Here is a 13,830-nt window from a genome sequence, read left to right on the forward strand (position 1 = left end):
GCTATCTATTGCCGCTGCACTTCCAGTACGCCCGCAACGTCGTGGATGATGCCGAGCGCTTTCTGCAGCTGCGCCGTCGAGGAAATCTCCGCTGTAAACGCCATGCGGGCCTGGCCCTTCGCGCTCTGGGTGCTGACGCCGATGACATTGATTTTTTCACGCGAAAAGATTTCCGAAATATCGCGCAGCAAACCTTGGCGATCGCTTGCCAGGATGAAGATGTCGACCGGATAGACGGTTTCCCTGCCGGGCTCGCCCCAGGTGGTCTGGATGACGCGCTCGAGCGCATTCTTGCGGATCTGCGCGAGGTTCTTGCAGTTGGCGCGATGGATCGATACGCCCTTGCCGCGCGTGATGAAGCCGACGATTTCATCGGGCGGCGCCGGCTTGCAGCAGCGGGCAAGCTGGGTCAGCAGGCCGTCGGTGCCGACCACGAGTACGCCCGAGCGGGCACCCTGGGCAACGCTCGATGCGCGGCTCTTGTTGGGAATGACGGTATCGGCGTCGGCAGCATGTTTCGGCGGGTTCTTCTGCGGGTCTTCCGCATGCAGCAGCAATTCGATATTGCGCAGGCTGAACTCTTCCTTGCCCACTGCGAGGAAGAGTTCTTCACTTTTCGCAAAGCCCAGCTTGTGCGCAAGTTCTTCATGATTGATCGCCGTGCGGCCTTCGCGCTGCAAGGTCTTCTCGACCATGGCCCGGCCATGGGACAGGGTTTCCTGCTGGTCGATCGCATTGAACCATGCACGGACCTTGGCACGCGTACGCGGACTGACGACATAACCCGGGCCGAGCCAGTCGCGCGACGGCCCCTGCGGCGTACTGGCGCCGCGCGCGGTGATGATTTCCACCGTCTGCCCGTTCTTCAGCGGCGTGTTGAGCGGCACCATGGAGCCGTCGACGCGGGCGCCGCGGCAGCGGTGTCCGACGTCGGTATGCAGGTGGTAAGCGAAATCGATGGGTGTCGCGCCGGACGGCAATTCGATCACGCGCGCCTGCGGCGTAAGCACATAGATGCGGTCGTCCAGCGCCGCCGACTTCAGCTTTTCGACCCATTCGCGCTGGATGTCATCATGCTCCACCATCGCATCGGTGATTTCGCTCTTCCAGGCGAGAAGCTGCCGCAGCCAGGCGATTTTCTCATCGTATTTCTGGGCAGCGAAGCCGGAGCCTCCACTCTCCTTGTAGCGCCAGTGCGCGGCGACGCCATACTCGGCGAAGCGGTGCATTTCATGGGTGCGGATCTGCACTTCCAGCGCCTTGCCGTCCTCGCCGACGACGACCGTATGCAGGGACTGGTAGCCATTCGACTTGGGCCGGGAAATATAGTCGTCGAACTCGGCGGGAATCGGCGCCCAGATGTTGTGGACAAGGCCGAGCACGGTATAGCAGCTCTTGACGTCGTCGACGATTACACGGAATGCGCGCACATCATAGAGCTCGGAAAAATCCAGCGCCTTGCCGCGCATCTTGTTCCAGATGCTGTAGATGTGCTTGGGCCGCCCGAAGACGTCGGCCTTGATGTCGGCAGCCGCCAGTTCGGACTTGAGCCGGTTGATGGCGTTTTCGACGAAGCTTTCACGCTCGAGCCGCTTTTCCTCAAGCATCTTCGCAATGCGCTTGTAGGTAGCCGGCTCGATGAAGCGGAATGCAAGATCTTCCAGTTCCCACTTGAGCTGCCAGATGCCGAGACGGTTCGCCAGCGGCGCATAGAGGTCCAGCGTCTCGCGCGCATAGTTGTAGGTCTTCTCGTCTTCGAGCTTGATCTCGGCGAAATAGCGCAGCGTCGTGATGCGGGAAGCCAGCCGGACCAGCACCGCGCGCATGTCGGATGCCATGGCCAGCAGCATCTTGCGCAGCGTTTCGAGCTGTTCGGCCGCCTGCAGCGAGGCATTCTTGCCGCGCGCCGTTTCCTTTTGTCCGAAAAAGGTCTGCCCATGCAGCTTCATCAGCGTGCGGATGCCGGTCACCAGATCGGAAATTTCCTTGCCGAAGCGCTCCTCGATGCAGTCGTAGGCGGCAGGATCGAACTCCGCCAGTTCGAAAAGCAGGCCAGCGATGCGCGAGTCGGTATCGGTGTTGAGCAGTGCAAGCGTGGTTGCCACGCCCTGCGAAAAGGCGAACGCATCCTGCCCCGTCACCACGAGATGGTCGCGGTAGATCGGCTCGACAAATGCGAGCGCGTCGAGCACGCGCGCCCCATCCTCGGCGGTCAGGCCGGCGGTGAGCTGCACATGCGTTTCACTGGGTGAGGCAACAATCGAAACCATGAAAACGAGCTTTTATTCCTCCGCGCCCTGGAGCGCGGCTGTGACCACCATCTCGACCAGCCATTCCGGCTTGGCGAGCTTGGCCTGGACAGTGGCGCGCGGAGGCGAATTTCCTTCTGCGACCCATTCGTTCCAGACAGCATTCATCCCGGCAAAATCCTTGATGTCCGCAATATAGATCTGGCACATCAGGATACGCGATTTGTCGGTGCCGGCTTCGGCCAGCAGCCTGTCGATGTGGCCGAGCACTTCGCGCGTCTGGCCTTCGATGTTCTGGGTCAGGTCTTCCGCGATCTGACCTGCGAGATAGACCGTGCCGTTGTGGACGGCAGCCTCGGAAAGAGTCTTGCCGACATGGAGACGTTGTATGTCCATAGGTGCTTATTTCAAGAATTCAGGAAACGTTTTGTTCAGTTTGGTTCATTCTGTTCCAGCAGAAATTCCCGGACGATCCGGATCTGCGGCTCCTGCATCAGGGTGGGAGCATGTCCCACGCCGGGCAGTTCAACCAGCTTCGCCTTCGGGCCGCGCGAGGCCATCGCAAGCGCGGTCTCATGCGATACCAGGTCGGATTGTTCACCGCGCAGCAGCAGCGTCGGGCAGGCAATGGCATCATAGGCCATCCACAACAGGGCCTCTCCCTGCTTGGCGGATTCCGGCGTTGCAGCCTTGAAAGGCTCTGCCACGCCGAGATCGTAATGCCGCACCCATTGCCCTTCTTCGTTCTGCCGGAGCACATCCGCGGCAAGCTTGCGCCACTCATCCTCGCTGTGCGGACCGAAAGGCAGCGAGATCTCGCGTATGTACCGCGCGCCTTCCTCGAAGCTCGCAAAACGCACGTCCTGGCCGATGTACTGTCCGATCCTGGCAATCGCTTCCGGATTCAGCGCCGGCCCGACATCATTGAGGACAAGGCGGCGGATCGGGCTGTCCGGCAGCGACGCCAGGCTCATTCCGATCAGGCCGCCCATCGACGTGCCAACCCAGTGCACGGTTTCGGCATTCAGCCGGGCGAGCAGCGTTACCATGTCGGAGACATACTGCGGCACCTGGTAATGCAGCGGATTCTTCAGCCGTCCGGAGCGGCCTCGTCCTACCACATCCGGGCAGACCACACGGTACTCGGCGCAGAGCGACGCAGCGAGCCTGTCGAAATCGTCGGATATCCTCGTCACGCCATGGACGCAGACCAGCACCTTGCCGTTCGCGGGATCGCCCCACTCCTTGTAAGCCATCCGGTGCAGCCCGGACGGAGACAGGCATTGCACTGATTTAATCTGGGCTTGGGTCATATTTGTGTCGAATCAGCGAATCTGATTGCCATTCTCACATTTTAATGGGCGTTCCGCTTAAAATTCTATGTAACTTCGGCTCAGATCCAAAATTTCATTCGCAGGAGAAATCATGCAGGGCACTATGCATCAGGGAAAAACGGCGCTTGTCACCGGGTCGACGTCAGGGATCGGACTGGGCATCGCCAGGAAGTTTGCCGAGCAGGGAGCAAATATCGTATTCAACGGCTTCGGCGACGCGAGTGAAATTGAAGCGCTGCAAACCCAGGTCAGAAACGACTTTGGCGTCCAGACCGCTTACCACGGCGCCGACATGTCCAAGCCTGGCGATATTGAAGCCATGATGAAATTTGCCGCAGAGAAGTTCGGTGGCGTGGACATTCTCGTCAACAATGCCGGTATCCAGCATGTGGCGAACGTGGAAGATTTCCCGGTAGAGAAATGGGATGCCATCATCGCGATCAACCTGAGCTCCGCATTTCACACTACGCGGCTTGCGCTGCCGTCCATGAAGGCAAAGAACTGGGGACGGATTCTCAACATCGCATCGGTGCACGGCCTCGTCGGTTCTGCGCAGAAGTCGGCTTATGTCGCCGCCAAGCACGGCATTGTCGGCCTGACCAAGGTGACCGCTCTGGAAAATGCGCACAGCGGCGTGACATGCAATGCGATCTGCCCCGGCTGGGTGCTGACGCCGCTGGTGCAAAAGCAGGTGGATGCGCGCGCCGCACAGCAAGGCATTTCAAACGAAGAGGCGAAGAAGGCCTTGGTCTCGGAAAAGCAGCCGTCGGGCGACTTCGTCACGCCCGAACAGCTCGGAGACCTGGCAATCTTCCTGTCCAGCGATGCGGCGTCTCAGGTGCGCGGCGTGGCATGGAACATGGACGGCGGCTGGGTCGCTCAATAAACGCATCCCATCGCATGCCGCTGCACCCCGGCCTTCGGCATGCCAGCCCTCCTTCAGCAAGCCTCTCTGCTTGGCCAATAAAAAAAACGGTGCCTGCATCTCGCAGGCACCGTTTTTTATCGAGAAGCTATACGGATGCGGATCAGGCGATCGCGCTGACGTCCAGTTCGGCGCCGGTCTTCTCGACGAGTTCTTCCTTGGTGACGCCAGGAGCGAGTTCAACCACCTTCAGGCCCTTGTCCGTCACGTCGATGACGCCGAGATCGGTGATGATGCGGTCGACGACACCCACGCCCGTCAGAGGCAGGTCGCACTTCTTCAGGATCTTGTGCGATGTCGAGCCATCCTTGGCCTTCGCCACATGCTCCATCAGCACGACGACGCGGCCCACGCCTGCCACCAGGTCCATCGCACCGCCCATGCCCTTGACCATCTTGCCGGGGATCATCCAGTTAGCCAAGTCGCCCTGCTCGCTTACCTGCATTGCGCCCAGGATGGCGATGTTGATCTTGCCACCGCGGATCATCGCGAACGAGTCCGCCGAGCTGAAGAAGGACGAGCCGCGCAGCGATGTCACGGTCTGCTTGCCGGCGTTGATCAGGTCGGGATCGACCGCATCGTCCGTCGGGAAGGGGCCGATGCCGAGCAGTCCGTTTTCCGACTGCAGCCAGACTTCCATATCGTTGGGAACGTAGTTCGCCACCAGGGTCGGCAGGCCGATGCCCAAGTTCACATAGAAGCCGTCCTGCAGTTCCTTCGCTGCGCGTGCAGCCATTTCATCACGAGTCCATGCCATGTTCGTTCTCCAGATTACTTTGCACGCACTGTGCGTTGTTCGATACGTTTTTCGGGCGTCGCGTTGACGACAATGCGGTGCACGAAAATGCCTGGAGTATGGATCTGGTCGGGATCGAGCTCGCCGGTCTCCACCAGCTTTTCCACTTCGACCACGGTGATCTTGCCGGCCATGGCGACGTTCGGGTTGAAGTTGCGCGCGGTCTTGCGGAACACCAGGTTGCCCACCTTGTCGGCCATGTAGGCCTTGACCAGCGAGACGTCGGCGACCAGCGAACGCTCCATCACGTATTTTTCGCCGTCGAATTCACGCACTTCCTTGCCGTCGGCGACGATAGTGCCGACGCCGGTCTTGGTGAAGAAGGCCGGGATGCCGGAGCCGCCGGCGCGCAGCTTTTCGGCCAGCGTGCCCTGGGGTGTGAATTCCAGCTCGAGTTCGCCTGCCAGGTACTGGCGTTCGAATTCCTTGTTCTCGCCGACGTAGGAAGCGATCATTTTCTTGATCTGGCGCGTCGTCAGCAACTGGCCGAGGCCGAAACCATCGACGCCGGCATTGTTGGAGATCGCCGTCAGGTTCTGCACGCCGGAGTCGCGCAATGCCGCGATCAGCGCCTCGGGAATGCCGCACAGGCCGAAGCCACCCACGGCGATAGTCTGCCCGTCCTTGACGATGCCGGCCAGCGCGCTGGCGGCATCCGGATAAACTTTATTCATACCGACCCTCTTCTTGTATAAAGTGCCCGTAGGCTGTTCTAATGTGTCCGCCAGCATAAGATGGTGGACTTGGCCATGCAATACCGTAAAAATACGAATTTTCCGCCTTAAGCAAGCGCCCCGAGGAAGAATGAGCGCATTTCCAACTATCGATTACGAGACAATCTTCCGTCATGCCCCGGTCGGCATGTGCGTTTCCCACCATCGCGTGATCCAGGCCTGCAATGACACGCTGGCCCGCATGTTCGGCTATCAGGCGGGCGACCTCATCGGAAAATCCTTCCTGGTGCTGTACCCCACCCTGGACGAGTTCGAGCGCACCGGTGCCCGCATCGTGCCGATCATGAGCGCCAAGGGCCATTATTCGGACGAGCGCATCATGAAGCGTGCGAACCAGGAGCTATTCTGGTGCCATGTGAGCGGACGTTCCTTGATCCATGACGACCCGCATGCGGCCGGTATCTGGACTTTCGAGGATCTGAGCGCCAAACGGCCGGTGACGGCCGAGCTGACCCCGCGCGAACGCGAGATCGCCGCCCTGCTGGTCGAAGGCAAGACCAGCAAGCTGATCGCCCGCCAGGTCGGGCTCAGCCCGCGCACCGTGGAAATGCACCGCGCCAAGCTGATGCGCAAGTTTTCGGCGGCGACATCAAGCGAGCTGGTGCACCGCCTGGTCGGCGTGACAGGCTGATCCAGCCCCGCGCCCTAACCAGGAAATGCTGATCTCGCCGTCTATTCCGGCGTGGCGAGCAGCGCCCGGATGCGCTCCGGCAGCGGCGCCGATTTTTCCTTGGGAAAATCGACCCAGACGATCTTGGCACCGCCTTCCGCGGCGATCACGTCCGGCTCGTCGATGCGGCGGATTTCCTGGTAGCTCTCGAAGCTGGACCGTCCGGGCTCCCCGACATAGGTACGGATCTCGATGTCACCCGGATACTTCAACTGCTTGATGAAGGTGCACCGCGCATTGACGATGACCGGCCCTTCCCCGCTCGGGTCGGGCTCGCAGCCGGCTTCCACGAACCAGGAAATGCGGGCCTGCTCCAGATAGCGGAAGTACACCGTGTTGTTGACATGTCCCATGGCGTCCATATCGCCCCAGCGGATGGGCATGCGCAGCGTATGGACCAGTTTTTTTGCTGTCATCGGTATCAGTTATGGGTAAGGAGCGCTGTCAGTGCGCGGATCAATACGCGGCCATGCCGTCGTCGGCGGTCACGATGGCGCCGTTCATGAAGCGGGATTCCTCGCCGGCGAGCAGCAGTAGCAGGCCGTCCAGATCTTCCGGCCGGCCCAGGCGCTTGCGCGGCAGCATGTCGATCAGCTGATGGCCGTGTTCGGTCGCGAAGTAGTCTTCATTGATTTCGGTACTGATGTAACCGGGACAGATGGCATTGACATTGATCCCGAAGCGGCCCCACTCCACTGCCATGGACTTGGTCATGTGCACGACCGCCGCCTTGCTCATGCAGTAGATGCCGATCTGCGGCAGCACGCGCAGGCCGGCGACGGAGGCGATATTGATGATGCGATGCTGTTTCTTGGGATCACCCTTGGCGCGCGCAATCATGCGCTTGGCGGTTTCCTGCGCGACGAAGAATGCGCCGCGCTGGTTGGTATCCACCACAAAGGCATAGTCCTCGGGGGTGACGTCCACGAGGCGCTGGGTAGTGGAGACGCCGGAATTGTTCACCAGGATATCGATGGGACCGGCCTCGGTCTCGGCGTGGGCGATGGCAGCCTTGATGCTGCCGTAGTCGGTGACGTCCAGCGAGACGACATGTGCGGCGCCGCCGCCGGCTTCGATTTCGGCACGCAACTCCTTGAGCCGGTCCAGGCGGCGCGAAGCGAGCACCACTTGTGCGCCGGCTTGTGCAAGAACCTTGGCGAAACGTGCGCCCAAACCGCTGGATGCGCCGGTGACGAGGGCAATTTTGCCCTCAAAATTGACTTCAATCCCCACAAGTTTCTCCTTTTATTGATTCCTGATTCGGCTTACATCTCTGGCAAGACGTTATCATTACATGAAAGAGCGGCAATTAGAGCGTGGCGTCTAGCGTTCAATCGCAAAATCCACGACAATTAGCACGTTCGTTCGATAATTCTAAACTACCTTGGTGAGACCATGACGCAGACCCAAAACCTGATAGAACAATACGGCCCGCGCGAAGCGATGGAATACGACGTCGTCATCGTCGGCGGCGGCCCGGCCGGCCTGTCAGCAGCCATACGACTCAAGCAACTGGCCGCCGAACAGGGCCGCGAGGTCGCCGTCTGCGTGCTGGAAAAAGGCTCCGAAGTCGGCGCGCATATTCTCTCCGGCGCCGTCATGGATCCGATCGCCATGAACGAGCTGTTTCCCAACTGGAAGGAACTCGGCGCCCCGCTCAACACCCCCGTCACCGAAGACCAGTTTCTCTTCCTGACCGAAAAGAAAGCCACCAAGACCCCCGGCTGGGCACTGCCCGCCTGCTTCCAGAACCACGGCAATTATGTGATCTCGCTGGCCAACGTGGTGCGCTGGCTCGGCCAGCAGGCCGAATCGCTCGGCGTGGAAATCTTCCCCGGCTTCCCGGCGGCCGAGGTGCTCTACAACGACGACGGTTCCGTCAAGGGCGTGGCCACCGGCAACATGGGCGTGGACCGCGAAGGCAATCCGACCGATGCCTTCCAGCTCGGCATGGAGCTGCATGCGAAGTACACCTTCTTTGCCGAGGGCTCGCGCGGCCATCTCGGCAAGCAGCTCATGACCAAGTACCAGCTCAACAAGGAGTCCGATCCGCAGACCTATGCCATCGGCATCAAGGAGCTGTGGGAAATCGATCCCAAGATGCACAAGCCGGGTCTGGTGATCCATACCGCCGGCTGGCCGCTCGATGCCGATACCTATGGCGGCTCATTCCTGTACCATCTGGAAAACAACCAGGTCGCAGTCGGCTACGTGGTGGGTCTCGCCTATCAGAACCCCTACCTGTCGCCGTACGAGGAATTCCAGCGCTACAAGACGCATCCGGAAATCCGCAAGTACTTCGAGGGCGGCAAGCGCATCTCCTACGGCGCGCGGGCGCTGACGGCCGGCGGCCTCCAATCGCTGCCCAAGCTGACCTTCCCGGGCGGCGTGCTGATCGGCTGCGATGCGGGCTTCCTGAACGCGTCGCGCATCAAGGGCAGCCATGCGGCGATGAAGACCGGCATGATGGCGGCCGAAGCGGCGTTCGAGGCACTGGGCGCCGGCCGTGCGCAGGATGAACTGACCGCCTATCCGGAAGCCTTCAAGACCTCCTGGCTGCATGAAGAGCTGTACAAGGGCCGCAACTTCAAGCCCTTCATGACGCAGGGCCTGTACAAGGGCACGCTGATGGTGGGCATCGACCAGGTGCTGTTCCGCGGCAAGGCGCCGTGGACACTGCGTCACAAGCACGCCGACCACGAATGCCTGCGCCCGGCATCGGACTTCAAGCCGATCGTCTATCCGAAGCCCGACGGCAAGCTGACCTTCGACCGCCTGTCCTCGGTGTTCATTTCGAACACCAACCATGCAGAAGAGCAGCCGGTGCACCTGACGCTCAAGGACCCGAGCGTGCCGGTCAACATCAACCTGGCGCAGTATGCGGGGCCGGAACAGCGCTACTGCCCGGCGGGCGTGTACGAGTATGTGCAGAACGATGCCGGCCAGGACCGCCTGCAGATCAATGCGCAGAACTGCGTGCACTGCAAGACCTGCGACATCAAGGATCCGACCCAAAACATCGTCTGGGTCACGCCCGAAGGCGGCGGCGGACCGAATTATCCGAACATGTGATGCAATAAAAAAGAGCCGCGGATGCGGCTCTTTTTTCATATGGAAAGGTTGTGCAACGACGAAAGAACCCGCTCACGGTTTCCATTGACCGCTGATGATCCTCTCCAGCCAGAAGCTGCCGATCACGGTTTTCACGTCGGTGATTTTCCCTGTCCTTACCCATTCGAGCATCTCCGGAACCGTGGCGGTGAAGGTCTCCAGGAACTCGCCTTCATCCAGCTTGCGTTCGCCGGCAGTCAGGCCGCGCGCCAGGAAGATGTCGAGGTGTTCATCCGAGTAGGCAATGGCATTGTGGATCGTGCAGAGGAAATGCCAGTCTGTCGCCGTATATCCGGTCTCTTCCTGCAATTCGCGCTTCGCGCATTCCAGCGGATCTTCATTCGGGTCTATCTTTCCGGCCGGGAATTCGATGAACACATCATGCATCGGATAGCGGAACTGCCGCTCCAGCAGTACCGATCCGTCATCCAGCAGGGGAAGAATCACGACCGCGCCGGGATGCGTGATGTACTCGCGCTTGGTCAGTTTGCCGTCGGGGAGACGGATGGTGTCGCGCTGAACCTTGAGAAAATGTCCGTCATAGGCGACTTCGGTGTCGACCTGGGTCTCTTTCAAATCCATGCCTGCCCTATTCCACAAAAGAAAGCCACCATTGTAAGGGCTCGACCGCTGCAGACCTTAGAGCAAATCAACCATGGTGCTTGCGCAGATAACGGAAAACGAAGCCGGGAAAGGCGAGAACCAGGAAAAGACACGCCGTGATGGCATAGAACTCCCACCGCTGCGCAAATGTATTGCCGATCCGGGATTCGATCAGATAGGCAATGCCGCCCACGATGAAGTACAGGACGATGAGTTCGAGCAGCCGGAGCCAGAGGGATTTAACGGGACGCCTGAGAGGCAGGGCTCCCAGGACACGTTCATTGACAAACGGGAGGTTGGCGGCAACTGCCGCCAACAGGATGACAAACCACGCTGAAAGCGAAACATCCACTGCGTTATATCGCTTCAGGAAGACAGGGTTCTGACCATGGCCGTTGCGCAGAGCGCCATCAGCGGACCGGGCAGGATGCCGAGGACCAGCACCGCCAGGCCGTTGGCCGTCAGCGTGAGACGCATGTCGCCCGGAACCTCGATCTTGCTGTTGTCCACCGGGTCATCGAAGTACATGACCTTCACCACGCGCAGATAGTAGAACGCGCCGATCAGGGACAGCAGCACCGACAGCACCGCAAGCCAGACCTGGCCTGTGCTCAGCACCGCCTGCAGAACCGCCAGCTTGGCATAGAAACCAACTGTCGGCGGAATGCCGGTGAGCGAGAACATCAAAATCAGCATGACCAGGGCGAACAAGGGGCTGCGCTGATTCAGGCCCTTGAAGTCGTCGATGCTTTCGGCTTCGAAACCGGCGCGTGCCAGCAGCATGATCAGACCGAAGGTGCCCAATGTGGTCAGCACATAGGCGACCGAATAGAACATCGCCGAGCTGTAGGCATTTGCGGCGGAGGAGGCATTGCCGTTCACGACGCCGGCCAGCATGCCCAGCAGCATGAAGCCCATCTGGCCGATGGTGGAATAGGCCAGCATGCGCTTCAGGTTGGTCTGCACGATGGCTGTGATGTTACCCACCGCCATGGACAGGACCGCAAGTACCGTCAGCATCTGCTGCCAGTCGATCGCGAGCGGGAACAGGCCTTCGACCAGCAGGCGGATGCAGATGGCGAAGCCGGCCAGCTTGGGCGCGCCGCCGAGCAAAAGCGTGACCGCAGTCGGAGCACCCTGGTACACGTCGGGCACCCACATGTGGAAAGGCACGACACCCAGCTTGAAGGCCAGACCGGCTACCAGGAACACGAGACCGAACACCAGCACCGTCTTGTTGACGCTGCCGGAAGCCGTCGCCTTCGCGACTTCGGTGAGGTCGAGCGAGCCGGTTGCGCCGTAGAGCATCGACATGCCATACAGCAGGAAGCCCGAGGACAGCGCGCCGAGGACGAAGTACTTCATCGCCGCTTCCGTCGACACCGCATTGCCGCGGCGAAGCGCCACCAGCGCGTAGGTTGCCAGCGACATGAGCTCAACGCCCAGGTAGATGATCAGGAAGTTGTTACCCGAGATCATGACCATTTGGCCCAGCAGCGAGAACAGGGCGAGGACATAAAACTCTCCCCCGAGGCCGTTGCTCAGCATGCCCCTCTCGGTGGCGTACTGGCGGGAATAGATCAGTGTCACGCCCATCGCGATGTACGAGCAAATCTTCAGGAAGTTCGACATCGCATCCGACACGAACATGTTATTGAAGGTATATGCCGTCGGATTGGCGTAATCGGCCGCATTCAGCGCAATACAGACCAGCAGCGTGACAATGGTCAGCGCGTAGGTGACGTGGCGCTTGCCATCCTTCACGAACATGTCGATCAGAAGAATGGCCGACGTCGCTATCAGCAGGAAGATTTCCGGATAAACCGGTGCGAAATTTACAGTGTTCATCTTGTCGTCGCTATTGTGCGTTCATTCATGCATTCAGCAGGATGCCGGTCATTGCAGCTTGGAGATCGCGACATGCTTAAGCAGGTCATCGACGGAAATCTGCATGACATCGGTGAACGGTGCCGGATAGACGCCCATCGCAATCACGGCGATGGCCAGCACGCTCAGCATGAAGAATTCGCGGGCATTCAGGTCGGTCAGCTCGGCCACGTGCTTGTTGCCGATTTCACCGAAGACAACGCGCTTGACCAGCCACAGCGAGTACGCTGCGCCGAAGATCAGCGCCGTCGCGGCGAGCAGGCCGATCCAGAAGTTGAATTTCACCGCGCCCAGGATCACCATGAATTCGCCGACGAAGCCGGAAGTGGCCGGCAGGCCGCAGTTGGCCAGCGAAAACAGCACGAAGAATGCGGCGAAGCGGGGCATGGTATTGATTACGCCGCCGTAGTCGGCGATCTGGCGGGAGTGCATGCGGTCGTACAGTACGCCGATGCAAAGGAACATGGCGCCCGACACGAAACCGTGGGAAATCATTTGCACGATACCGCCCTGCACTGCCATGTCGTTGAACATGAAGAAGCCGAGCGTGACGAAACCCATGTGCGCAATCGATGAATACGCCACCAGCTTCTTCATGTCGGCCTGCACCAGGGCGACCAGGCCGATGTAGATCACCGCGATCAGGGACAGCGTGATGATGAAGCCCGACAGGCTATGGCTGGCATCCGGCGCAATCGGCAGGGAGAACCGCAGGAAGCCGTAGGCGCCCAGCTTCAGCATGATCGCGGCCAGCACAACGGAACCGCCAGTCGGTGCTTCGACGTGGGCGTCGGGCAGCCAGGTGTGCACAGGCCACATCGGCACCTTGACCGCGAAAGCCATCAGGAAGGCAAGGAAGATCAGGATCTGCACGTCGAGCGGCAGCGGCAGCTTGTGCCAGGTCAGGATTTCGAAGCTGCCGCCGGATTTGAAGTACAGGTACAGAAGCGCCACCAGCGTCAGCAGCGAGCCGAGCAAGGTATAGAGGAAGAACTTGATTGCCGCATAGACGCGGTTCGCACCGCCCCAGACACCGATGATGATGAACATCGGGATCAGGGTCGCTTCGAAGAACACGTAGAACAGCAGGCCGTCGAGCGCGCAGAACACGCCGATCATCAGGCCCGACAGGATCAGGAACGCGCCCATGTACTGAGCGACGCGCTTCTCGATCACTTCCCAGCCGGCGATGACCACGATGATCGTGATGAAGGCGGTCAGCAGGACGAACCAGATCGAAATGCCGTCGACGCCGAGCAGGTACTGGACATTGAATCGCTCGATCCAGGAAGCCTTTTCGACGAACTGCATGCCGTGCGCTGTCCTGTCGAACTGGTTAATCAGCGGCAAGGTGACGAGGAAGCTGATGATCGAACCGATCAGCGAGACTCCGCGCACCAGGCCGGGATTGTCGTCCTTGCCGAATACAAGGACGAATATGCCGAATACGATCGGACACCAGATCGCAAGGCTCAAGAGAGGAAAAGTTGACTGCATCATGGTTTTTATTTGCTCTACTTC

Annotated in this window: 14 protein-coding genes; 3 read left to right on the forward strand and 11 right to left on the reverse strand. The window is 60.0% G+C overall.

Translation table 11 applies throughout. The features are described 5' to 3' along the window. Nucleotides 1–5 precede the first annotated feature (5 nt). From IGW03_RS15735 to IGW03_RS15745, 3 genes are read right to left on the reverse strand one after another with little or no spacing between them, the layout of a single operon-like run. Nucleotides 6–2,270, reverse strand: a complete 2,265-nt coding sequence (locus tag IGW03_RS15735; protein ID WP_194723519.1) for a RelA/SpoT family protein — start codon at nucleotides 2,268–2,270, stop codon at nucleotides 6–8. Between the two features lie 12 nt (nucleotides 2,271–2,282). After that, nucleotides 2,283–2,645 carry a RidA family protein gene (locus IGW03_RS15740; protein WP_194723520.1) on the reverse strand — a complete coding sequence of 121 codons (363 nt, stop codon included), beginning with the start codon at nucleotides 2,643–2,645 and terminating at the stop codon, nucleotides 2,283–2,285. A 35-nt stretch (nucleotides 2,646–2,680) separates the two neighbouring features. After that, nucleotides 2,681–3,562: an alpha/beta fold hydrolase gene (locus tag IGW03_RS15745; protein WP_194723521.1), complete on the reverse strand. Its 882-nt coding sequence runs from the start codon at nucleotides 3,560–3,562 to the stop codon at nucleotides 2,681–2,683. Between the two features lie 112 nt (nucleotides 3,563–3,674). Here IGW03_RS15745 and IGW03_RS15750 point away from each other — a divergent pair, with 112 nt between their 5' ends. Continuing rightward, a complete protein-coding gene (locus tag IGW03_RS15750; RefSeq protein ID WP_194723522.1) occupies nucleotides 3,675–4,469 on the forward strand; it encodes a 3-hydroxybutyrate dehydrogenase in 795 nt (264 codons plus the stop codon). Between the two features lie 142 nt (nucleotides 4,470–4,611). Here IGW03_RS15750 and IGW03_RS15755 read toward each other — a convergent pair whose 3' ends face one another. Then, nucleotides 4,612–5,265 (reverse strand): 3-oxoacid CoA-transferase subunit B, encoded by a 654-nt coding sequence (locus IGW03_RS15755; protein ID WP_194723523.1) that lies wholly within the window; start codon nucleotides 5,263–5,265, stop codon nucleotides 4,612–4,614. Between the two features lie 14 nt (nucleotides 5,266–5,279). After that, nucleotides 5,280–5,978 (reverse strand): CoA transferase subunit A, encoded by a 699-nt coding sequence (locus tag IGW03_RS15760; protein ID WP_151634072.1) that lies wholly within the window; start codon nucleotides 5,976–5,978, stop codon nucleotides 5,280–5,282. Between the two features lie 130 nt (nucleotides 5,979–6,108). Here IGW03_RS15760 and IGW03_RS15765 point away from each other — a divergent pair, with 130 nt between their 5' ends. After that, nucleotides 6,109–6,669 (forward strand): LuxR C-terminal-related transcriptional regulator, encoded by a 561-nt coding sequence (locus IGW03_RS15765; protein ID WP_194723524.1) that lies wholly within the window; start codon nucleotides 6,109–6,111, stop codon nucleotides 6,667–6,669. Nucleotides 6,670–6,710: 41 nt separating this feature from the next. Here IGW03_RS15765 and IGW03_RS15770 read toward each other — a convergent pair whose 3' ends face one another. Beyond that, entirely contained in the window at nucleotides 6,711–7,124 is a 414-nt protein-coding gene (locus tag IGW03_RS15770) for an acyl-CoA thioesterase (protein WP_194723525.1), read from the reverse strand. A 40-nt stretch (nucleotides 7,125–7,164) separates the two neighbouring features. Further along, nucleotides 7,165–7,941 (reverse strand): SDR family oxidoreductase, encoded by a 777-nt coding sequence (locus tag IGW03_RS15775; RefSeq protein WP_194723526.1) that lies wholly within the window; start codon nucleotides 7,939–7,941, stop codon nucleotides 7,165–7,167. A 162-nt stretch (nucleotides 7,942–8,103) separates the two neighbouring features. Here IGW03_RS15775 and IGW03_RS15780 point away from each other — a divergent pair, with 162 nt between their 5' ends. Next, complete coding sequence (locus IGW03_RS15780; RefSeq protein WP_194723527.1) at nucleotides 8,104–9,780, forward strand: electron transfer flavoprotein-ubiquinone oxidoreductase; 1,677 nt, start codon at nucleotides 8,104–8,106, stop codon at nucleotides 9,778–9,780. A 72-nt stretch (nucleotides 9,781–9,852) separates the two neighbouring features. Here the strand turns inward: IGW03_RS15780 and IGW03_RS15785 are convergent, their stop codons facing one another. From IGW03_RS15785 to IGW03_RS15800, 4 genes are all read right to left on the reverse strand, one after another. Then, on the reverse strand, nucleotides 9,853–10,401 hold the full coding sequence (locus tag IGW03_RS15785; protein ID WP_194723528.1) for an NUDIX domain-containing protein: 549 nt from the start codon (nucleotides 10,399–10,401) through the stop codon (nucleotides 9,853–9,855). 67 nt (nucleotides 10,402–10,468) lie between these two features. Next, on the reverse strand, nucleotides 10,469–10,774 hold the full coding sequence (locus IGW03_RS15790) for a DUF2818 family protein (RefSeq protein ID WP_194723529.1): 306 nt from the start codon (nucleotides 10,772–10,774) through the stop codon (nucleotides 10,469–10,471). A gap of 14 nt (nucleotides 10,775–10,788) precedes the next feature. After that, complete coding sequence (gene nuoN, locus IGW03_RS15795) at nucleotides 10,789–12,270, reverse strand: NADH-quinone oxidoreductase subunit NuoN (RefSeq protein ID WP_194723530.1); 1,482 nt, start codon at nucleotides 12,268–12,270, stop codon at nucleotides 10,789–10,791. 48 nt (nucleotides 12,271–12,318) lie between these two features. Next, nucleotides 12,319–13,809 carry an NADH-quinone oxidoreductase subunit M gene (locus IGW03_RS15800; protein ID WP_194723531.1) on the reverse strand — a complete coding sequence of 497 codons (1,491 nt, stop codon included), beginning with the start codon at nucleotides 13,807–13,809 and terminating at the stop codon, nucleotides 12,319–12,321. Nucleotides 13,810–13,830 lie beyond the last annotated feature (21 nt).

The sequence above is a fragment of the Noviherbaspirillum malthae genome, assembly GCF_015352985.1.
In the GTDB taxonomy this organism is placed as follows: Bacteria; Pseudomonadota; Gammaproteobacteria; order Burkholderiales; family Burkholderiaceae_D; genus Noviherbaspirillum; species Noviherbaspirillum malthae.

Bases quoted from the DNA above. Each gene is read 5' to 3' on its own strand.
- IGW03_RS15735 (WP_194723519.1), bottom strand. From the start codon at position 2,270: ATGGTTTCGATTGTTGCCTCACCCAGTGAAACGCATGTGCAGCTCACC.
- IGW03_RS15740 (WP_194723520.1), bottom strand. From the start codon at position 2,645: ATGGACATACAACGTCTCCATGTCGGCAAGACTCTTTCCGAGGCTGCC.
- IGW03_RS15745 (WP_194723521.1), bottom strand. From the start codon at position 3,562: ATGACCCAAGCCCAGATTAAATCAGTGCAATGCCTGTCTCCGTCCGGG.
- IGW03_RS15750 (WP_194723522.1), top strand. From the start codon at position 3,675: ATGCAGGGCACTATGCATCAGGGAAAAACGGCGCTTGTCACCGGGTCG.
- IGW03_RS15755 (WP_194723523.1), bottom strand. From the start codon at position 5,265: ATGGCATGGACTCGTGATGAAATGGCTGCACGCGCAGCGAAGGAACTG.
- IGW03_RS15760 (WP_151634072.1), bottom strand. From the start codon at position 5,978: ATGAATAAAGTTTATCCGGATGCCGCCAGCGCGCTGGCCGGCATCGTC.
- IGW03_RS15765 (WP_194723524.1), top strand. From the start codon at position 6,109: ATGAGCGCATTTCCAACTATCGATTACGAGACAATCTTCCGTCATGCC.
- IGW03_RS15770 (WP_194723525.1), bottom strand. From the start codon at position 7,124: ATGACAGCAAAAAAACTGGTCCATACGCTGCGCATGCCCATCCGCTGG.
- IGW03_RS15780 (WP_194723527.1), top strand. From the start codon at position 8,104: ATGACGCAGACCCAAAACCTGATAGAACAATACGGCCCGCGCGAAGCG.
- IGW03_RS15785 (WP_194723528.1), bottom strand. From the start codon at position 10,401: ATGGATTTGAAAGAGACCCAGGTCGACACCGAAGTCGCCTATGACGGA.
- nuoN (WP_194723530.1), bottom strand. From the start codon at position 12,270: ATGAACACTGTAAATTTCGCACCGGTTTATCCGGAAATCTTCCTGCTG.
- IGW03_RS15800 (WP_194723531.1), bottom strand. From the start codon at position 13,809: ATGATGCAGTCAACTTTTCCTCTCTTGAGCCTTGCGATCTGGTGTCCG.